The organism is Aquabacterium sp. (assembly GCF_035476535.1).
Lineage (GTDB): Bacteria > Pseudomonadota > Gammaproteobacteria > Burkholderiales > Burkholderiaceae_C > Pseudaquabacterium.
Genome location: NZ_DATILJ010000009.1, coordinates 1 through 20,504, shown reverse-complemented (window position 1 = coordinate 20,504; position 20,504 = coordinate 1). Strand labels below are relative to the sequence as shown.

General features: G+C 68.6%; 18 protein-coding genes. 7 read left to right on the top strand and 11 right to left on the bottom strand.

What is annotated here, in order from left to right; translation table 11 throughout:
• The first annotated feature begins 9 nt into the window (after positions 1–9).
• Genes VLK61_RS00680 through VLK61_RS00670 form a run of 3 tightly spaced genes read left to right on the top strand, consistent with a single transcriptional unit; the run spans position 10 to position 2,809 of the window.
• Entirely contained in the window at positions 10–888 is an 879-nt protein-coding gene (locus tag VLK61_RS00680) for a carbohydrate ABC transporter permease (RefSeq protein ID WP_325417242.1), read from the top strand.
• Positions 885–1,739: a carbohydrate ABC transporter permease gene (locus tag VLK61_RS00675; protein WP_325417240.1), complete on the top strand. Its 855-nt coding sequence runs from the start codon at positions 885–887 to the stop codon at positions 1,737–1,739. The genes VLK61_RS00680 and VLK61_RS00675 overlap by 4 nt, the downstream gene beginning before the upstream one ends.
• Before the next feature lie 5 nt (positions 1,740–1,744).
• The gene (locus tag VLK61_RS00670; protein WP_325417238.1) at positions 1,745–2,809 is read left to right on the top strand and encodes an ABC transporter ATP-binding protein; all 1,065 of its coding nucleotides are present in this window, start codon (positions 1,745–1,747) and stop codon (positions 2,807–2,809) included.
• A 48-nt stretch (positions 2,810–2,857) separates the two neighbouring features.
• On the opposite strand, the gene pdeM is transcribed toward VLK61_RS00670, so the two are convergent.
• The 6 genes from pdeM to argB all read right to left on the bottom strand — a co-directional run bounded on the left by pdeM (position 2,858) and on the right by argB (position 7,729).
• Entirely contained in the window at positions 2,858–3,535 is a 678-nt protein-coding gene (pdeM, locus tag VLK61_RS00665; RefSeq protein WP_325417236.1) for a ligase-associated DNA damage response endonuclease PdeM, read from the bottom strand.
• Entirely contained in the window at positions 3,532–4,215 is a 684-nt protein-coding gene (gene slmA / locus VLK61_RS00660) for a nucleoid occlusion factor SlmA (protein ID WP_325417234.1), read from the bottom strand. The genes pdeM and slmA overlap by 4 nt, the downstream gene beginning before the upstream one ends.
• 96 nt (positions 4,216–4,311) lie before the next feature.
• Positions 4,312–4,986, bottom strand: coding sequence for a pyrimidine 5'-nucleotidase (locus VLK61_RS00655; RefSeq protein WP_325417232.1), 675 nt, complete (start codon positions 4,984–4,986; stop codon positions 4,312–4,314).
• A 52-nt stretch (positions 4,987–5,038) separates the two neighbouring features.
• On the bottom strand, positions 5,039–5,707 hold the full coding sequence (locus tag VLK61_RS00650) for a diphthine--ammonia ligase (RefSeq protein WP_325417231.1): 669 nt from the start codon (positions 5,705–5,707) through the stop codon (positions 5,039–5,041).
• Entirely contained in the window at positions 5,704–6,621 is a 918-nt protein-coding gene (locus tag VLK61_RS00645; RefSeq protein ID WP_325417229.1) for a DMT family transporter, read from the bottom strand. The genes VLK61_RS00650 and VLK61_RS00645 overlap by 4 nt, the downstream gene beginning before the upstream one ends.
• Before the next feature lie 199 nt (positions 6,622–6,820).
• Entirely contained in the window at positions 6,821–7,729 is a 909-nt protein-coding gene (gene argB / locus VLK61_RS00640; RefSeq protein ID WP_325417227.1) for an acetylglutamate kinase, read from the bottom strand.
• A 107-nt stretch (positions 7,730–7,836) separates the two neighbouring features.
• On the opposite strand from argB, the gene dmeF reads away from it, so the two are divergent.
• Entirely contained in the window at positions 7,837–8,880 is a 1,044-nt protein-coding gene (gene dmeF / locus VLK61_RS00635) for a CDF family Co(II)/Ni(II) efflux transporter DmeF (RefSeq protein ID WP_325417226.1), read from the top strand.
• A 17-nt stretch (positions 8,881–8,897) separates the two neighbouring features.
• Here dmeF and VLK61_RS00630 read toward each other — a convergent pair whose 3' ends face one another.
• Both VLK61_RS00630 and VLK61_RS00625 read right to left on the bottom strand, forming a co-directional pair.
• Positions 8,898–9,401 carry a GNAT family N-acetyltransferase gene (locus VLK61_RS00630; protein WP_325417254.1) on the bottom strand — a complete coding sequence of 168 codons (504 nt, stop codon included), beginning with the start codon at positions 9,399–9,401 and terminating at the stop codon, positions 8,898–8,900.
• A gap of 129 nt (positions 9,402–9,530) precedes the next feature.
• Positions 9,531–11,528: an SDR family oxidoreductase gene (locus VLK61_RS00625; protein ID WP_325417224.1), complete on the bottom strand. Its 1,998-nt coding sequence runs from the start codon at positions 11,526–11,528 to the stop codon at positions 9,531–9,533.
• Positions 11,529–11,700: 172 nt separating this feature from the next.
• Here VLK61_RS00625 and VLK61_RS00620 point away from each other — a divergent pair, with 172 nt between their 5' ends.
• The 3 genes from VLK61_RS00620 (at position 11,701) to VLK61_RS00610 (ending at position 15,413) form a co-directional block, all read left to right on the top strand.
• Positions 11,701–13,344, top strand: coding sequence for a phospholipase D family protein (locus VLK61_RS00620; RefSeq protein ID WP_325417223.1), 1,644 nt, complete (start codon positions 11,701–11,703; stop codon positions 13,342–13,344).
• 138 nt (positions 13,345–13,482) lie between these two features.
• On the top strand, positions 13,483–14,097 hold the full coding sequence (locus tag VLK61_RS00615) for a phasin family protein (protein WP_325417222.1): 615 nt from the start codon (positions 13,483–13,485) through the stop codon (positions 14,095–14,097).
• Positions 14,098–14,177: 80 nt separating this feature from the next.
• On the top strand, positions 14,178–15,413 hold the full coding sequence (locus VLK61_RS00610; RefSeq protein ID WP_325417221.1) for a patatin-like phospholipase family protein: 1,236 nt from the start codon (positions 14,178–14,180) through the stop codon (positions 15,411–15,413).
• 532 nt (positions 15,414–15,945) lie between these two features.
• On the opposite strand, the gene VLK61_RS00605 is transcribed toward VLK61_RS00610, so the two are convergent.
• From VLK61_RS00605 to VLK61_RS00595, 3 genes are all read right to left on the bottom strand, one after another.
• Positions 15,946–18,579 carry a LuxR C-terminal-related transcriptional regulator gene (locus VLK61_RS00605; RefSeq protein WP_325417220.1) on the bottom strand — a complete coding sequence of 878 codons (2,634 nt, stop codon included), beginning with the start codon at positions 18,577–18,579 and terminating at the stop codon, positions 15,946–15,948.
• 17 nt (positions 18,580–18,596) lie between these two features.
• Positions 18,597–19,673: a class I SAM-dependent methyltransferase gene (locus VLK61_RS00600; RefSeq protein WP_325417219.1), complete on the bottom strand. Its 1,077-nt coding sequence runs from the start codon at positions 19,671–19,673 to the stop codon at positions 18,597–18,599.
• Positions 19,674–19,773: 100 nt separating this feature from the next.
• Positions 19,774–20,504 (bottom strand): YihY/virulence factor BrkB family protein (locus VLK61_RS00595; protein WP_325417218.1); only part of this gene is annotated, 731 nt, incomplete at its 5' end.

The window sequence follows — 20,504 nt, the reverse complement described above, 5'->3', positions numbered from 1 at the left end:
CCACGCGCCATGTCTGCCCCGAGTGCCCTGCGCACACCCTGGCTGCCCAAGCTGGTGGTGGCGCCCAGTTTCCTGCTGGCGCTGTTCTTCATCTACGGCCTGATCGCCTGGAACGGCTACCTGTCGCTGTCGGCCTCGCGGCTGCTGCCGAATTACGAGTTCGTCGGCTTCGGCCAGTACGCGGCCCTGTTCGAGTCTGAGCGCTTCCATGTCGCCTTGAAGAACATGCTGATCTTCGGCGTATTGTTCATCGGCGGCGCAATGGCGCTCGGCCTCTTGCTGGCCATCCTGCTCGACCAGAAGATCCGCGCCGAAGGCCTGCTGCGCACGATCTACCTGTACCCGATGGCGATCTCCTTCATCGTCACCGGCACGGCCTGGAAGTGGATGCTGAACCCCGGCCTCGGGCTCGAACACCTGATGCAGCAATGGGGCTTCACCGGCTTCACGTTCGACTGGCTGGTCAACCCGGACAAGGCGATCTACTGCGTGGCCATTGCCGGCATCTGGCAGAGCGCCGGCTTCGTGATGGCGCTGTTCCTGGCCGGTCTGCGCGGCATCGACGAATCCATCATCAAGGCCGCGCAGGTCGATGGCGCCAGCCTGCCGCGCATTTACTGGCGCATCCTGATTCCGTCCTTGAGACCCGTGTTCTTCTCGACGTTGATGGTGGTGAGCCACCTGGCGATCAAGAGTTTTGACCTGGTGATGGCACTCACCGCTGGTGGCCCCGGCTTCGCCACCGACCTGCCGGCGACCTTCATGTACGCGATGAGCTTCACCCGCGGCCAGCTGGGTCTCGGCGCAGCCAGCGCGACGGTGATGCTGGCCACCGTTGCGGCCATCGTCGTGCCCTACCTGTATTCCGAGTTGAGGACGAAGAAATGAACCGCCTCACACTCCACCGTCTGTTGCTGTGGGCTGTGCTACTGGCCTTCGCGGCCTGGTTCCTGACGCCGCTGTATGTGATGCTGGTGACGTCCCTCAAGGACATGGCGCAGATCCGCAACGGCCACCTGCTGTCGCTGCCCACCGACCCCGGTTTCGCCGCCTGGGCCAAGGCCTGGAGCGGCGCCTGCACCGGCACCGATTGCGGCGGCCTGAAGCCGTTTTTCTTCAACAGCGTGCTGATGGTCTTGCCGGCTGTCGCGGTGTCCACCGCCATCGGCGCGCTGAATGGTTATGTGCTGAGCAAATGGCGCTTCCGTGGCAGCGAGACACTGTTCGCTATGATGCTGTTCGGCGTGTTCATGCCGATGCAGGTCGTGCTGCTGCCGATGAGCCAGGTGCTGGGCTGGCTGGGCATCGCGAGTTCGATCTGGGGACTGATCCTGGTGCATGTGATCGCCGGCATCCCATCGACAACGCTGTTCTTCCGCAACTACTACGTCGGCCTGCCGGACGAACTGATCAAGGCGGCCATGCTCGATGGCGCGTCGTTCTGGCAGATCTTCGTGCGCATCGTGCTGCCGCTGTCGACGCCGATCCTGGTCGTCACGCTGATCTGGCAGTTCACCAACATCTGGAACGACTTCCTTTACGGCGTGGTGTTCTCGGGCGCCGATTCGAAGCCGATCACCGTCGGCTTGAACAACCTGTCAAACACGTCCAGCTCGGTCAAGGAATACAACGTCGACATGGCCGCCGCGCTGATCGCCGCGCTGCCGACGCTGTTCGTCTACATCGTCGCCGGCAAGTATTTCGTGCGCGGGCTCACGGCCGGCGCAGTCAAAGGGTAAGCATCATGGGCGCACTGTCGATTCGCAATGTTCGCAAGACGTTTGGTCCCGTCGAGATCCTCAAAGGCATCGACATCGAGATCGAGGCCGGCGAGTTCCTGATCCTGGTCGGCCCCTCGGGCTGCGGCAAGAGCACGCTGCTGAACATGATTGCCGGGCTGGACGTGCCCAGCCAGGGCAGCATCCACATAGGAGAGCGCGACGTCACGCACCTGCCCAGCAAGGACCGCGACATCGCGATGGTGTTCCAGAGCTACGCGCTGTACCCGAACATGAACGTGGCGCAGAACATCGCCTTTGCGCTGGAGATGCGCAAGGTTCCTAAACCGCAACGTGAGCAGGCCGTGCAGCGTGTGGCCAAGATGCTGCAGATCGGCCATCTGCTCGACCGCAAGCCCGGTGCGCTGTCGGGCGGCCAGCGCCAGCGCGTCGCGATGGGCCGTGCGCTGGCGCGCGACCCGAAGCTGTTCCTGTTCGACGAACCGCTGTCGAACCTGGACGCCAAGCTGCGGGTCGAGATGCGCGCCGAGATCAAGCTTCTGCACCAGCGCACGAAGACCACCACGGTCTACGTCACGCACGACCAAGTCGAGGCGATGACCTTGGGCGACCGCATCGCGGTGATGAAAGACGGCGTGGTGCAGCAGTTCGGCACGCCGGACGACATCTACTCGCGGCCGGCCACACGCTTCGTCGCGGAGTTCATCGGCTCGCCGGCGATGAACCTGATCCCGGCCACGCGCAGCGGAAGCGCACTGCTGGCCCACGGCATCGAACTGGACGCCAGCCCGGCGCAGCGCCAGGCCTTGCAAGATCTGGCCGGCAACGAGATGGTCTACGGCCTGCGGCCCGAGAACCTGGGCTTTGCCGATGCCGGGCTGCCGGGCACGCTGTCGATGATCGAGCCCACCGGCCCGGAGACCTATGTGACGGTGGACACCGCCGTCGGCAAGCTGACGGTGCGCGTGCCGGGCAATGCGCGACAGCAGGTCGGCGAGCGCGTTCACCTGCACTGGCAGGCCCAGCATGCGCATGTGTTCGATGGCGCGACCGACCGGCGCATTGCGTGAGCAGCGCTGGCAGGCCGATGGCCAGGCGCTGCGCGCTGGTACCGTCAGCTACGAGGCGCTGGAGCTCTTGCGCGGCGGCACTTCAACGACCGTGTCGGCCACCGCGAACAGGCGGTCGCCGGGCTGCCGCGGCAGCGCGTGCATGCCGGTGAAACCGCCGAAGGCCGGCAACACGCCCACCTGCGCACCGAAGTGAAAGCACGGCAGGCGCAGCTGGTCCTTGGCCCGGCCGCCCAGCACCACGCAGGGGTGCACATGGCCGGCCAGCGCATAGGCGCCAGCAACAGGCGCCGGGTGGTGCTGCAGCGCCCAGGGGCCGAGGCGCAGCGGGCCGTCGACGGCAGCGATCTGCAGGTCGGCCGGCGGATCACCGGCGCGCTCGTCGTGGTTGCCGCGCACCAGCGTCATCGTGACCGCGGCATGCCGGGCACGCCAGGCGCGAAACGCTGCCAGCGTGCCGGGCGCCAGCGCGCGTTCGGAGTGCAGCAAGTCGCCGAGAAAGACGATGTGCCGCGCGCCGGTGGCGGCGATCAACCCGTCGAGCCGCGCCAGCGCTTCGGCCGTGGTGCCGGCCGGCACCGGCACACCGAGCCGGCGAAACGACTGGGCCTTGCCGAGGTGGGCATCGGCGATCAGCAACATGCCAAGGGCAGCGTCAAAAGCCGCACGCTGCGGCCACAGCTGCAGCGCCGCACCCGGCGCCAGCTCAGCCGTCAGAGGGTTCACGCCGTCAGGCGCGGCAGCAGCAAATCCAGGTGCTCGGTCGGGCTGCGCTTGAAACCCGAGCGCGCATAACGCTGCAAGCGGCCGATCAGAAAAGCGGTGAGGCCCGAAGCCAGGCCATTGGCGTCGACCGTCGGTGTCAGCGAGCCGTTGGCATCGGCGGCGCCGCGCAGGCATTGCCGCAACTGCGATTCGACGCGGTCGAAGAACTGGTTCATGCGCAGGATCAGCCGCTCATGCTCGAAGACCAGCGCATCGCCGACCATCACCCGCACCATGCCCGGGTTCTTCTCGCCGAACTGCAGCAGCATGGTGCAGATCTTCTGCGCCTGCAGGGTGCCGCCGGGGTCGCGCTCGGTGATCTGGTTGACCAGCGTGAAGACGCTGGATTCGATGAACTCGATCAGCCCCTCGAACATTTGCGCCTTGCTGGCGAAATGGCGGTACAGCGCCGCTTCGCTGACTTCCAGCCGCGCGGCCAGCGCGGCGGTGGTGATGCGTTCGGCGCCTGGTTGCTCCAGCATCGCGGCCAGTGTCTGCAGGATCTGCACGCGCCGTTCGCCGGGCCGTGGCCGCTTGCGTGTGCCGGCCGCCGCGACGATCTCGGCCACCGCAGCCGCCGGCTCGTCGGCGGGCAGCGCAACGGTGTCGGCGTCGCCGGATGGCGCGGGCAAGTCGGACATCACGGCGGCGGAATGGGGCTTAGGGGGGGCGAAAAACATTCTGGCACATGGACACGGCGCGCCCGGGCCCGCGTAAACACCTAAGCGAGGCCTACGTCACACCTTGCACAGCGGCCGCAGGCCGCGCACCACGCGATCGACGTAGGCCGGCCGCATCGACCAGCGCGCCACGCGCGGCCCGGCATGCTCGCCGCGGCGGGCATAGCGCTGCATCCACACCGTCTGCATGCCGACACGCCGCGCGGATTTCTGGTGCACCAGCGTGTCTTCGACCAGCACGCAGCGCGCGGCCGGCACGCCGAGCCGGGCCACCAGCCGGCGCAGCATGCGCGCATCCGGCTTGGGCCGGATCTCGCCGAACATGCGCATGTCCTCGATGGTGAGCACCGCGTCGAACAGGTGCTCGATGCGCAGTGCGCGCAGCACGCGCAAAGCATAGGCCCGCGGCGCGTTGGTGAGGATCAGCTTGCGGCCCGGCAGCTCCTTCAGCGCCGCGAAGTCATGGCGGTGGCCGGACAGCCTTTCCTCCAGGCCGGGCAGGCGGTGCGTGTCGTGCAGGAAGTGGGCCGGCTTCACGCCGTGGTGGCGCATCAAGCCGATCAGCGTGGCGCCGTAGCGCAGCCAGTACTGCCGGCGCAGTCGATTGGCTTGTTCCGCGTCGAGCTGCAGCTCACGCTGCACGAACTCGCCCATCGATCGGTTCAGCGCGCCGAAGACGAAGGCGCCGGCATCGTGCAAGGTGTTGTCCAGGTCGAACAGCCAGACGGTCATGCCGCTCTTCCTGGCCGGATTGCTAGCGCCAAAAATGAGCGGCACATGCGATTCACGACGGCGCCAGCTCGGCCACGAAATAGTGCCCCGGCGCCGGCGCCACGGGCTGGATCTCATGCACCGCGCGCAGCACATGGGCCACCGGCTGCGCAAAGCGCGGCCCGTCGAACACGAAGGTGTGGAATTCGCCGTTCTCGCCGCAGGCGTCCACGTTCGCCGGCAGGTCGGCGATGAAGCGGGCATCGAACTCGCGGCCGCAGTAGCTGGCGTCCAGCCAGCGTGCATCGACACACACGACGCGCGCCCGGTAGCCCAGCGCCAGCAGCTCGTCCACCAGCGCACGGCGCGGCGCCTGCCACAGCGGCAACTCGGCACGCAGCCCGGCGGCGGCGCAGACCCGCTCTTCCCAATCGCGGTGCGGCTGCAGGTCGATGTCGCCGAAGAGGCCATGCGTCAGGCCTATTGCCGCAAAGCGCTGCAGCTGATCGACGAACTCCGATTCATAGTCGGCCCAGGAGGCTTGGCGCATCACGAGCGCAATGCCCAAGGCATCGGCCTGCGCCTGCATCAGCGCCGGCGGCAAGGCATGCGAGCGCGAGCGTTCGCCGCCTTCGTCGAACATCGCCAACAAGGCCTCGACCTGGAAGCCGGCGTCCAACGCACGGTGCAAGGCGAGCATCGAGTCCTTGCCACCACTCCAGCTGAAAAATGCGCGTGTCATGCGTGTGTCCCGGTGTTGGGTCGGCGGCTCAGGCCCCAGATCGCGGCCAGCAACAGCACCGCGCCCAGCCATTGCATCGCGCTCAGCGGCTGGTTCAGCAGCAGCGCCGCCAGCGCCACGGCCGTGAGCGGCTCGACCAGCGTGGCCACCGTCAGCGCGGTCGGGCTGAGCCGCGCCGCGCCCCAGCTGAAGGCCAGCAGCGCCAGCGCGGCGGTGACCACACCGAGGTACAGCAACCAGGCCTCGGGCGCCACTTCCGCGGGCCAGACCAGCGGCCGGTACAGCGCCGACAGGCCCATCACCGCGGCGGCCACCACCGTCAGGCACATCGTCGCCGGACCGGCACCGAGGCCGGTCGACAAGCGGCCGCTGACCAGCGTGAAGCCGGCATACAGCACGGCCGAGGCCACCGAGAAGCCGATGCCGGCCCACAGCGTGCCGGCGGCCACCGGCGCACCGCCGGCGCCATGCCGCAGCACGATCAGCACCGTGCCGGCCAGCGCCGCGCCCAGCACGATCAGCAAGCCGGCGTCGAGCCGCTCGCGGCCGCGCAGCACTGCCAGCAGTGTCACCAGCACCGGCGGCAGGCACAGCGCGATCAGCGTCGGCACTGCCGCGCCGATGCGTTCGATGCCGAGGAACCAGCACAGCACATACAGCGCCATGCAGCTGCCCGCACCCAGCACCAGGCCCAGCTGAGTGCGCAGCGCCGGCCACAGCGCCGGCCGGCCGAAGACCGCCAGCAGCACCACGGCGCCGACGACAAAGCGCCAGAACGAAATCGTCTCCGGGCTGAAGCCGTGGCGCACGATCAGCACATTGACGACCAGTGCACCGGTGCCCCACAGGAAGCCGGCGAAGCAGGCCGCGGCCAGCGCAGCGCGCTGCAGGGCGCCAGTGTTCAGTGTCTGCACGTCCGATGGCCGACGCCGAAGCGCCCTCAAGCGAACGCCGCGGATCCGGCTCCGCCGGTCCGCTGGCGTGCCTTGCAGGCCGCGCCGGTCCCAAGGACCCAGCCCCTCGCCAGGCACCAGAGGTCCACTGGACCTCTCGTGTCCCGGCTCGGCCCCCTTGAGGGGGAGGCGGCCGCCAGGCCGCTACGGGGGTGGGCCATCAATGGGATCGGATCATCGTGCCGTAGGCTTGATCCGTCAGGATCTCCAGCAGCATCGCGTGGGGCACGCGGCCGTCGATGATGTGCACGGCATTGACGCCGCTCTTGGCGGCATCCAGCGCGCCGGCGATCTTCGGCAGCATGCCGCCGGAGATGGTGCCGTCGGCGAAGAGTTCATCGATGCGCCGCGCCGTCAGGTCGGTCAGCAGCTGGCCGGACTTGTCGAGCACGCCGGGCGTGTTGGTCAGCATCATCAGCTTCTCGGCCCGCAGCACCGTGGCCAGCTTGGCGGCCACCAGGTCGGCGTTGATGTTGTAGCTTTCGTTGTGGGCGCCGAAACCGATGGGGCTGACCACCGGGATGAAGGCGTCGTCCTGCAGTGCCTTGACGACGCTGGGGTCGATCGAATCGATCTCGCCGACCATGCCGACATCGTGTTCCTTGGCCGGGTCGTCCTTGTCGACCATCTTCAGCTTGCGTGCGCGGATCATGCCGCCGTCGCGCCCGGTCAGGCCCACCGCCTTGCCGCCGGCGTGGTTGATCAGGCCGACGATGTCCTGCTGCACTTCACCGCCCAGCACCCATTCGACGACTTCCATCGTCTCCTCGTCGGTGACGCGCATGCCCTGGATGAAGGTGCCCTTCTTGCCGATCTTGGCCAGCGCCTCGTCGATCTGCGGGCCGCCGCCATGCACCACCACCGGGTTCATGCCGACCAGCTTCAGCAGCACCACGTCCTCGGCAAAGTCCTGCTGCAGTGCGGGATCGGTCATCGCATTGCCGCCGTACTTGATGACGATGGTCTTGCCGTGGAACTTGCGGATGTAGGGCAGCGCCTGGGCCAGGATTTCCGCCTTGTCGCGCGGCACGATGTGGTCGAGGTTCGGCTGGGCGGCATCTGGTTTCATGGCGTCTCGCAGGCGGTGGGTGGGGGTTGCGCGACGATTGTAGGGAAGGCACTTTCCACGAAGTGGCATGGGGCGATGCGGACAGGCGCTGCGCTACCCTCGCGGCCATGGCCAGCCACTCCCATCCCCATCCCCACGCCGGCGAGACGCACGGATCGCACCCCGGATCACATCAACACGATCTGCGCCCCTTCCGCCACAGCCATGCCTTCGGCAGCGAGGGCGAAGCGGCACGCAGCCGCGCGCTGCTGGCCGTCACGCTGATCACCATCGTGACCATGGTGGCCGAACTGGCGGCAGGCTGGTGGAGCGGCTCCTTGGCGCTGACCGCCGACGGCTGGCACATGGGCACGCACGCCGCGGCGCTGGGCGGCGCGGTGCTGGCGATGCGCTGGTCGCGCCGCGCCCGCGAGCACGAGGGCTTTGCTTTCGGCGGCTGGAAGATCGAGGTGCTGGCGGCCTACACCAGCGCACTGCTGCTGGCCGCCGTGGCCATCGGCCTGGCGATCGATGCGGTGCACGTCCTCGTGCAGCCGCGGCCGATTGCCTTCGGCGAAGCGATGGTGGTGGCCGTGCTCGGCCTGGTGGTGAACCTGGCCAGCGTGTGGCTGCTGTCACGCAGCGGCAAGGCCGAGCCTGCGGGTCATGACCACGGCCATGCGCATGAGTCTGCGCACCCGGGCCATGATCATCACGGTCATGGCCATGGCCACAGCCACCACCACGACCACAACTTCCGCGCCGCGTACATGCACGTGCTGGCCGACGCCTTCACCTCGGTGCTGGCCATCGTCGCGTTGGGCGCCGGGCTGTGGTGGGGCTGGCACTGGCTGGATCCGGTGGTGGCGCTGGTCGGCGCCGCGGTGATCGGCCAGTGGAGCTGGGGACTGCTGCGCACGACGGCGCGTGCGCTGGTCGATGCCAGCGCCGATGCGCCTCTGCGCGACGCCGTGCGCGCGGCGATCGAAAGTGATGGCGACGCCAAGCTCGCCGACCTGCATGTCTGGCAGGTCGGTGCGCAGGCCTATTCAGGCGTGCTGAGCATCGTCGCCGACCGGCCGCTGCCGGCGGACGCCTACCAGCAGCGGCTGCAGCCGATCACGCAGCTGAAGCACACGACGATCGAGGTGCACCGCTGCCCCAACGCCTGAAGTGAGCGTCAGCGCGATCAGTCCGCACCGATCAAGCGCGACATGTAGCGCACCCAGCCGATGCGCCCGGCCACACGCTCGCGGTGATCGACGAAGCCGGCTTTCTGATAGGCGCGAATGCCCGCCGCATTGCCCTCGTCGACCGACAGGCTCAGCGCGTGAACCTGGGGCCAGTGCCGGCGCACCCAGTCGGCCAGTGCGTGCAATGCGGCGGCGCCGAAGCCCCGGCCCTGATGCTGTTCACCGATGCGCATGGCGCTGACGACGGCGGCTTCGCGCTCCGCCCAGTCGGGCGCCTTGGATCGGCGCGCGAGCACGATGAAGCCGACGATCTCCGTGCCCCGCCGTATCGCCAGCCCGGCCAGCTCATCGCCCTGGCCGTCGACGACCTTGTCGATGGCACGTTCGATCGTGCCCGCGTACTCGACCTGGTCGGCCGAAATCCGCAGCGCGCGCACCTGCGCCTGTTCGCCAGCGGAAAGATCCGCCCAGCCCATGAGTTCAACCGAAGGGAGTGCCATGCCCAGCAATGTTACCGACCCCCAAGCCCAGCCTGCGAGGGCGAGGAACCCAGAACCGCGAGATGAGCGGCAGCCGCAGGCTGTCCGTTCGATCGAGCGAAGTAGGCCGACGGCGCAGCCGGCGGCCTACTAAAAGTGGATGCCCTTCATCATCTGCTGCAGCGCCATCGCTTCGGCGCTGAGCTTGGGCTTGTCGCCCTTCTCGCCCTTGGCCGCTTCCGAATCCGGGAACATGCGGAAGCTGGTGTTCATGACGATCTGCGCAATGCGCGGCGCAAACGCATGCAGCACCTGGCCGGAGATGCCCAGCCGGGTGGCGATGCGCACCGGCTTGTAGACGCAGGCCTGCGCAATCATGTCGGCCGCTTCTTCCGGCGCCAGCGTCGGCACGTTGTTGTAGATCTTGGTCGGCGCGATCATCGGCGTGCGCACCAGCGGCATGTTGATGGTCGTGAAGCTGATGCCCTGGTCGGCGTATTCACTCGATGCGCAGCGTGTCCAGGCATCCAGCGCGGCCTTGCTGGCGACATAGGCCGAGAAGCGCGGTGCATTGGTCAGCACGCCGATCGAGCTGATGTTGACGATGTGGCCCTTGCGCTTCTTCACCATGCCGGGCAGCAGGCCCATGGTCACGCGCAGGCAGCCGAAGTAATTCAACGACATCGTGCGTTCGAAGTCGTGGAAGCGTTCGTAGCTGTTCTCGATCGCGCGGCGGATCGAGCGGCCGGCGTTGTTGATCAGGAAGTCGACGCCGCCGTGGTTGTCGTTCAGCGCCTTGACAAAAGCGGCGCAGCCGGCCTCGTCGGCAATGTCCACCGAGTAGCTGAAGACCTTCGCGTCCTTGCCCGCGAAGGCCTTGATCTCGGCCACCGCTTCGGCCAACTTGTCTTCGCCGCGCGCGGCGATCACGGTGATCGCGCCGGCCTCGGCGAATTTCATCGCCGCAGCCAGGCCGATGCCCGAGGAGCCGCCGGTGATCAGCACCACCTTGCCGCCGACCGCGCCCTTCAGGCTGCGATCGATGAACAGGTCCGGGTCCAGGTGGCGTTCCCAGTAGTCCCACAGGCGCCAGGCGTAGTCGTTCAGGTTGGGACACTTGATGTCCGTGCCTTCCAGCGCCTTCAGCGTTTCGCGGCAGTCGAACCTCGTCGGGTAGTTGACGAAGCTCATCATGTCTTCGGGCACGCCGATGTCGTTCATCACTGCGTGCACCACACGGCGCACCGGCGCCAGCGCCATCAGGCCCTTCTTGACGCTCTTCGGGATGAAGCCCAGCAGCGCGGCGTTGATGAACAGGTTCATCTTCGGCGCATGCGCGGCCTTGCTGAAGATGTCCAGCACATCGCCGACGCGGTAACCCACCGGGTCGACCAGGTGGAAACACTTGCCCTTCAGGTCTTTGGCAGTGTGCGAGATGTGGTCCAGCGCCGCGACGACGAAATCCACCGGCACGATGTTGACGCGCCCGCCCTCCAGGCCCACCGTGGGCATCCACGGCGGCAGCAGCTGGCGCATGCGCTGGATCAGCTTGAAGAAGTAGTAGGGGCCATCGATCTTGTCCATCTCGCCGGTCGACGAATCACCGACCACCATCGCCGGGCGGTACACCGTCCACGGCACCTTGCATTCCTTGCGCACGATCTTCTCGCTCTCGTGCTTGGTCATGAAGTACGGATGGTCCAGGCCCTCGGCTTCTTCGAACATGTCCTCGCGGAACACGCCTTCATACAGGCCGGCGGCGGCGATCGACGACACATGGTGCACGTGCTTCGCGTCGATGGCCTTCGCGAACTCGACCATGTTGCGCGTGCCCTCGATGTTGACCTGCACCTGGCTTTCTTCGTCGGCCGACAGGTCGTACACCGCGGCCAGGTGGTAGACGCCGTCGATCTGGCCCTTCAGCGCCTTGACGTCGTCTGCGCCGACGCCGAGTTTGCGCGCCGTCAGGTCGCCGCTGATCGGCACCGCGCGGGTCTTGGTGACGCCCCAGAACTTGTAGAGATCGCCCAGTTTGGCCTCGCTGCCGGGGCGCACCAGGAAGTACACCGTGGCGCCGCGCCGGGCCAGCAAGGCCTTGACCAGGCGCTTGCCGATGAAACCGGTGGCACCGGTGACGAAATAGTTCATCGCGTTCTCCTCGTTGGATGTTGGCCGGCGTCGCGGCCTGGACGCCCGGATTCTTGACGATGCGCGAGGGCCTGCCCTTGCGCGCTAACCCCAGGATTCCTTGGCGCCAGCGCGACAAAGACTGCACAGCGCCCGCGTTCGTGGCGAAAATCCACGGCAACCGATGAGCGCCATGCCCCACTCTGCCCTGCGTTTCCCGCCGCCCGCCCTGGGGGCGCGGCCGCTGCCGTCCCTGCTGCGCTGGAGCCTGCGCCTGCTGCTGCCGCTGCTGGCCGCGCTGCTGTTCGCCGGCTGCGCCACGCAGCTGCCGACGATCAACCGAGAAGCCATCGCCAGCGAGGCGATTCCGCCTTCGCCCAACACCACGCTGTCCTACGTTGTCACCAACTCCACGCCCGACCCGGCGCTCAGCGGCTTCCGGCTGATGCCGCTGGGCTCGTTCTCGCTGGACACCCGGGTGCAGCTGGCGCGCCGCGCCGAGGTATCGCTGGACGTGCAGTACTACCACCTGGAGAACGACGAAACCGGCCGCTGGCTGCTGCGTGCGCTGCGCGACGCCGCCGACCGCGGCGTGCGTGTGCGCCTGCTGATCGATGATTTCTACACCAGCGGCGCGGACGACCTGTTCCTGTCTTTCGCGGCGCACAAGAACGTGGAAGTACGGGTCTTCAACCCCTTCTGCTGCGCGCGCGGCTCGGGCCAGATCACCCGCTTCCTGGTGGCCCTGAACGACTTCGGCCGTGTCAACCACCGCATGCACAACAAGCTGTTCATCGCCGACGGCATTGCCTCGGTGATCGGCGGGCGCAACATCGCCAACGAGTACTACCTGCGCGGCGAGGCCAACAACTTCATCGACCTGGACGCGCTGGTCGTCGGCCGCATGGTCGAGCCGCTGGCGGCGCTGTTCGACCGCTACTGGAACAGCGACCCGGTGTACCCCTACGACGCCATCGCCCGCAGCGCGATGGACAAGACAGCGCTGCTGGCCTATTTCGAACGCATCACCGGCCCCGAGAACACGCCGCCGCCGCCGCCGCTGCCGCCCAACGACATCCTGGGCTACGGCCCGATCGCCGACGACCTGCAGGACGGCCGGCTCGGCCTGATCTGGGGCGACGGCTATGTCTTCGCCGACCATCCGGACAAGCCCTTCGAAGGCTCGGTGGGCGGCGAGCTGCTGGAGACCAGCGTCACCTACAACGTGCTGGAGGCGATGAAGCTGGCCAAGCGCGAAGTGGTGGCTTCGTCACCGTATTTCGTGCCCGGCCCCAAGGGCATGGAACTGCTGAGTTCGCTGCGGGCCCGCAATGTCCATCTCAGCGTGATGACCAACTCCCTGGGCGCCACCGATGAACCGGTGGTGCACCTGGGTTACAGCCGCTACCGCGAAGAGATGCTCAAGCTCGGCATCGAGCTCTACGAGTTGAGCGGCGCACGCGTCAAGAAGAACAAGCGGCCGTTCCACTTCGGCACCAGCCTGGGCCGGCTGCATGCCAAGCTGGTGGTGATCGACAAGCGCATGTCCTTCATCGGCTCGATGAACCTGGACCCGCGCTCGGCGACCATCAACACCGAGCTCGGCGCGGTGATCGACAGCCCGCAGCTCGCCCGGGAACTGCTGCGCGTGATCGACCTCGACCGGCTGCAAAGCGCCTACCGCGTGCGGCTGCGCGCCAACGGCCAGGGCCTGGAGTGGCTGGGCGCCGGCGTCGACGAAGAAGACGAGGTGCTGGACACCGAGCCCGACGCCTCGCTGTGGCTGCGCATCAAGATGTGGCTGCTGAGCCCGCTGGTGCCCGAGGAACTCTTGTAGCGCTTGTCACCTCAGGGCAAGCCTAGAGGACACAGCCTAGCGAATTAGGCTGTGCCCTCGAGCGGCACTGCCTAAACTGCCGCCGCAGCGCTGCGCTCTCGCACCGCCGCACATCGGCACCCACACGAAGGAAACACCATGGTCAAGAAGCTGCAGAAAATGGCCGAGAAGAAGGCCGCCTCGCCCACCGGCCTGCTGGACAGCCAACTGGCGCAGACGGTGAAGGATTCGGCCCAGCAGATCTGGCTGGCCGGCCTGGGCGCCTTTGCCAAGGCGCAGGGCGAAGGCACCAAGATGTTCGACACGCTGATCAAGGAAGGCGTCAGCCTGCACCGCAAGACCCAAGCCGTGGCCGGCGAGAAGCTCGGCGACGTGGCCGGCAAGATGTCGGCCATGGCCGGTGAAGTGGGCAGCAAGGCCAACGCGCAGTGGGACAAGCTGGAGTCCATCTTCGAAGAGCGCACGGCACGTGCGATGGGCAAGCTGGGCGTGCCCACGGCCAAGGACGTGGCCGCGCTGACCGAGCGGGTCGAGGCGCTGGCTGCTGCGGTGGCCCAGCTCGGCGGCAAGGTGGCGGCCCCGGCCGCACCGGCCAAGGCGGCGCGCAAGGCCGCCGCGCCGAAGAAGGCCACCGCAAAGGCCGCTGCTGAACCGACAAAGGCGGCCAGCAAGGCCGCCGAGGCCAACGGCACGGCCAAGCCGGCCGCCAAGCGCCGTGTGGCGCGCAAGGCCGCCACGGGCGCGGCTGCCTGATCCGCAGTGGCATGGGCGTGACCCGGCAGAACAGGAAGGGCGCTGCGGCGCCCTTTTTTCATCCCGCCCGGCACCACCGCGTGGAGCGCGGCGCGGGTCGTCGCACCGCACGCCGGGGCTCGCCCCGCATCGGCCTGGCGCTGGCCGGCGGCGGACCGCTGGGCGCCACCTGGGAGCTCGGCGCACTGTGCGCGCTGGAGGAGGCGCTGCCCGGCGTCGACTTCACGGCGCTCGATGGGTATGTCGGCGTCTCGGCCGGCAGCTTCATCGCCGCGGCGCTGGCCAACGGCATGCGGCCGCGTGAACTCTGCGCGTCGTTCATCGAGAACGACGGCGCCGCCGGCGACGTGGTCAGCCCGACGCTGTTCGTGCGGCCCGCCGTGGCCGAGCTGTTGGGCCGTTTGGCGATGCTGCCGCTGCTGAGCACCCAGGCCGGCTTCCAGCTGCTGCTGGGCCGGCGCTCCTTGATCGCCACGATCGAACGCCTGGGCCGCGCCCTGCCCACCGGGCTGTTCAGTTCGGCGCCGCTGGAAGCGCGGCTGAAGCAGGTGTTCTCCGCGCCCGGCCGCAGCGACGATTTCCGCCGGCTGAAGCAGCACCTGGTGCTGGTGGCCACCGACCTGGACAGCGGCGAGGCCGCGCCCTTCGGCCAACCTGGCTGGGACCATGTGCCGATCTCGCGCGCGGTGGCCGCCAGCGCCGCGCTGCCGGGGCTGTTTCCACCGGTGGCCATCGGCGGCCGCTGGTATGTGGACGGCGCGCTGAAGAAGACGCTGCATGCGCGCGTGCTGCTGGACCAGGGGCTGGACCTGCTGCTGTGCCTGAACCCGCTGGTGCCCTTCGATGCCACGCATTCGCTGCGCCACCGTGTGCTCGAAGGCCATCGCATCCCGCGCATCGTGCAGGGCGGCCTGCCGCTGGTGCTGAGCCAGACCTTCCGCACACTGATCCATTCGCGGCTGGAGCTGGGCCTGAAGGGTTATGAAGCCTCGCACCCGGGCACCGACATCCTGTTGTTCGAGCCCGACCAGCGCGACCCCGAAATGTTCCTGGCCAACATCCTGAGCTACTCGCAGCGCCGCCTGCTCGCCGAGCACGCCTACCAGCAGACGCGCAGCGACCTGCGCTCGCGGCGCGGCACCCTGGGCACGATGCTGGCGCAGCACGGGCTGGTGGTCGACGATGCCGCGCTGAACGATCCGGCGCGGCACCTGGTGTCGGCCTCGTCGCGGCGCCGGGTGCGCAACGCGCTGGCCCAGCCGCTGCGGCGGCTGGATGCGGTGCTGGACGACCTGGAGCAGGCGCTGGCGAGGTGAGCCGGGCCGCTGCCGTGGCGCCTGATATCGGTGGTCCATTCCGCTGCGCGCCACTCGCGACGCATGAAACGTTGGCGCAGTGGAAGGCGGCGGCATTCGGCCCGTTGCGGTCTTTGGGTCGATTCGCTGAAAGCCGACATTCGATTGTTGAGTCCTGCGGAGTGGCCGGGATTCCGCCCCGGCGGGCGGGTAACTTCTTTCTGCTGGCTCAGAAAGAAGTCACCAAGAAAGAGAGCCAGAAAACCAAACGTTCATTTGTGCCTCCGTGCTGGAGTGACGGAGGCACAAATGAACGTTTGGGTTTTAAGGCCTTCTTTGGTTACTTTCTTCGGCCAGGAAGAAAGTGACCCGCCTGCCGGGGCGGAATCCCGGCGCAGTGCAACGAAGAATCACCGCCCAAAGCAACACAGACCAATCGGCCGCTTCAAGCGAACATCAACGCCCGCAACGGGTCAACTGCCGACTTTGACCGACAGGTATAGAGCACCGTACCCGATGCCAGTCCGCGTGCCGCGCAAAGCCCAGCCGCCGCTCACACGTTCGCGCGGTACCAGGCCGCGGCCCGCCCGCGGGAGGCGAGCGCCAGTTTGTCGAGGATGTTCGCGACGTGACGCTTCACCGTGTGCGGGCTCACGACGAGCGCGCGGGCGATCAGCTTGTTGCTGTCGCCCGCGGCAACGCGCTCGAGCACTTCGAGCTCGCGGCTGCTCAAGACGCCGACTGAACCGCCCGCCGTCGTGCCGGCGTCCGGCGGGGTCGGCTGGGTCGGTGGGGTCGGTTGACTGGGCACCGCGACCGTGGCCAGCCGGTGCAGCCAGCGCTCGAGTTCGCCGCGATCGGCCTCGTCGAGCTGGCCGCGCCACGCCTGCGCGGCCAGCAGCGCGGCCACCGGCCGCGCGAAGAGCGCCGAGCCTGCCGCGCCCAGCCGCGCCCGTGCATGCCAGCCGACCAGCGGTGCCGCGGCCTCACGCAGGCGGCCGGCGCGTGCGCAGGCGGCGGCGAGGAACAGACGCGTCGGCGCATCGAGGCGGGTGCGAATCAAACCGGTCTCGTCGGCCACGGCGCGCTGCCAGGCGCTGATGGCGGCCTCGTCGTCGCCGCGCAGCCACGCGACATGGCCGCGCGCGATGTCGATCACGATCGCATGCAGGCCCGGCAAGGCGCTGTCGACCGGCGTGTACTCCAGCACCGCGAGCTGCTCGCGCAGCGCCTCGGCGTCGCCGACCGCAGCGGCGCAGCCGGCGATGAAGTTCGCGATGATCCATCGGGCGCGGTGGCCTTGACCTGTGGAAGGCCCGTGCAGCAGCTGCTGCATGGCTTCGCGCGTGGCGGCTGCGTCGCCGCTGGCGGCCGCGATCTGCAGCTGCAGCACGCTGGCCAGCGCGTTCACGCCGGTCGGCTCGGCCAGCCAGCGCAGCTCCTGCTGCGTGGCTTCGAGCGCATCGCGCGCGCCGGCGATGTCGCCGTTCACGAGCAGGCGGTGCCAGCCGCGGGTCATCAGCGCCATCGCCTTCAGCGTCAAGGGCTGCTCGCCGCTGACGCGCAAGGCACCGTCGATCCAGCGCTCGATCAGCGGGCCCATGCCCGGGATATGGACGCCGACGGTGCCGAGGTTGCCCTGGTACCAGAGGTGCGGCTCGGTGCTGCGCTCCAGGTGCTGCAGCGTGGCCGCGTAACACTGGCGCGCCTCGTCGAAACGCCCTTCGTCGATGTGCGCCCAGGCCAGGGCCACGCCGCTCACCACATGCGGCGCCGGCGCGCGGGCCTGCAGGTGCTCGACGCCCAGCTCGCGCAGGCCGCGGCGGCTCAGGAAGTTGAGCGCAATCGCGCGGTAGCCGAGCCCCATGTCCGCGACCTCGGTGTCGCCCGCGCTCCGGCCCAGCGCCTCGGCAGCGCGCGCCGAGGCATCCATCGTCGCGAAGTCGCCCTGCGCCCAGCCCAGCAGGCATTGCGACAGATGCCACGCCGCCAGCCGTTCACGCGAGGCGGCATCGAACAGCGCGAGCATCGCGCGCGCAGTGGGCAACGCACCGGCCGTGATCCAGGCCGGCGTGGCCGCCAGCAGCACCTGCGCGGCAGCGGCCGCGTCACCCGAGCGCAGCAGCAGCGTGATGCAGCGCACCGGGTCGGTCTCGCCCGCCGCGGCCCGGCGCAGCAGCTGCGGCAGCGCATCGGGGCGCTCCAGCCGCAGGCGCTGCTCGAGCGCGGCGCGGAACAGGTCGTGCAGGCGGAGGGTGGGCTCGGGCGCCTCGAGCGGCGTGACGAACAGGCCCAGGGCCTCCACGCGTTCGAGCAGGCGCGCTGCATCCGCCCGGCCGGTCACGGCGGCCGCGCGCACCGCCGTGAGTTCCGGCAGCACGCAAGCCTGCAGCAGGAAGTCGCGCAGTTCGGCATCGAGCGTGTCGATCACCTCCTCGGTCAGGAAATCGTTGAACGCACGTTCGCTGCCGATGGAGGCGCCCCCGCGGCCCACGCGCAGCGCCAACTGCACGCCCGCGGCCCAGCCTTCGGTGCGCGCCAGCAGCGCATCGAGCCGCTCGGGCGCAGCGCCAGCCGCAGCCAGCCACGCCGCGAGTTCGTCGCGCGTCCAGCGCAACGCGTCCTGCGAGAACTCGGCCAGTTCGCCGGCGGCACGCCAGCGGGCCAGTGCCAGCGGCGGGTCATGTCGCGTCAGGATCGCCACCGTCCAGCGCGGGCCGAGCCGGTCGACCAGGGACTCCAGGAAGCGGTGCACATCCTCGTCGCGCGTGCGGTGCAGGTCGTCGATCACGATCACGCCATGCGACACGTCGGTGGCCTCGAGCGCATTGAGCAGCTCGGCCGTGAAACGCGCGCGGCCGTTCGCATCGCCGGCGCCGGCCACCAGCGCCTCGGGTGCGCTGCGCCACGGCAAGTCGTAGGGCTCGAGCGCGGCCACCAGGCATTCCAGCAGGCGCGGCAGGTCGTCGTCGGCATCGACCGAGACCCAGGCCAGCGCCACGCCGGACGGCCAGTCCTGCAGCTGCTGCGCCATCAGCGCGCTCTTGCCGTAGCCGGCCGGCGCGCTGACCAGCACCAGGCGCTGCGTGGCCAGTGCATCGCGCAGCGGCCCGTCGACGCGCGGCCTCGACAGCAGCACGCGGCCGCGCGGCCGCGGCGGCTGGATCTTGGTGCGGGCGAAGGTCATGGTCGTGCGATCCTGGTTCAGGCGGCCTCGGCGGGCTCCTGGCCCAGCGCATAGAACACCAGGCCCGCCGTGCGGATGCCCAGCCGTTCGAAGCGTGTGAACCCGGCTTCGGCGGCCAGCGCGCGGGCCCGCTTCTCGCCCCAGCAGGCGCCCAGCCCGAGCCCGCCCTGGGCCAGCGACTGCGGCACGCAGTGCAGGCAGCTGATGCCGTAGAACATGCGTGCGAAGGGGTTGCCCAGGTTCGTCTCCAGGTCGTCGGCCACCTTCGGTTCCACCATCAGGTAGGTGCCGCCGTCGTTCAGCGCGGCACGCATGCGTTTCATCGCGCCGACCGGGTCCGGCAGGTCGTGCATCACGTCGAAGGTGGTGATCAGGTCCCAGCGCGGCTGCGCCGTCAAGTGCTCGATCGGCTGTGCCGCGAAGTGCACGCGCTCGGCCAGCCCGGCGTCGCGCGCGTAGCCCTGGGCGATGTCGATCGAATGCGCGTCCAGATCGATCCCGGCCACCGTCGCGGTGGGGAAGGCCTTGGCCAGCGTGATCGGCACCACGCCCGTGCCGCAGCCGACATCCAGGGCCCGCCCGCCGGCCTGCAGCCGCGACATCACCTCGGGCATCGCCGGCAACCAGTGCTGCACCAGCCGCGCTTCGTAGACCGGGCGGTTCATCACCTCCAGCATCTGCGGCAACTCGGATCCGAAGTCGGCGAAGGAGATGCCGCTGCCGGTCTGGAAGGCCTGGGCCAGTTTCGGCGCCATGGCCAGCAGGCCCGGCAGGCTGCCGAACAATCCCCCCAGGTAGTACTCGGACCCGGGGTCGGTGAGGAACTGCGCATGCTCGTCCGGCAGCGTGAAACGATCGCTGGTCGCGTCGTACTCGACATAACCGGCACCGGCCATCGCGGCCAGCCATTCCTCGACATAGCGGACCCGCACGCCCGCGCGCTCGGCGAGCTCGGACGCACCCAGCGGCCCCGCCCCGGCCATCTGCTTGAACAGGCCCGCCCGGTCGCCGACGAGCAGCAGGCCGGCGGCCATCGCGGTGGCCACGTCGCCCACCACCTTGAGCATGAAGCGGGTGGATTTGTCCTTGTCCATCGAACGTTCCTGTGCCGGCAATCGTTGGAGCTTACAAGCCCACGGGGCGGGCGAAGCAACGAACGCCATCGTCTTGCCGAAGACCCGCGCCGCGGCAGCCTCAGGGCGGCGGATCCGTCACGAGTTCATGCCGGATCCGCACCGCCGAATTGCGCGGCACGATGCTGCGACCCCGCGCCAGCAGCTGGGTCTTGGTGAAGGCGGCACCGAACAGCAGGATCAGCGACGAGTAGTAGACCCACAGCAGGATCAGCACCACCGAGCCCGCCGCGCCGTAGGTGGAGGCGGTGGCGGTGTAGGCGAGATAGGCCGCAATGCCATAGCGGCCGACGGAGAACAACAGGGCCGTGACCAGCGCGCCGACGAGCACGTCGCGCCAGTGCAGCACCACGTCGGGCAGCACCTTGAAGATGGCGCAGAACAGCAGTGACATGACCAGCAGCGACAGCAGCAGTTCGGCGCCGCTGAGCAGCGCCGCCATCGCCGCCGGCACGAACTGATCGGCGAAGTGCAGCATCGCGCGCAGCACCACGCCGAGCAACAGGGACACCAGCAGCACGAAGCCGATGGCCAGCACGACGGTCAATGACAACAGGCGACTCTTCACGAAGACGAAGAGGCTGCTGCGATTGGGCCGTGCGGTCACGCCCCAGATGGTGTTGAGCGAATGCTGCATCTGCCCGAAGACGGTGGTGGCGCCGACGATCAGCGCCGCCACGCCGAGCAGCGTGGGCAGCAGGCCCGACTCCTCGATGCGCGAGCGGGCCACCGCCTGCTCCACCGCCACGGCCGCGTCATGGCCCATCACGTCCTGCAGTTGCCCGACGATCA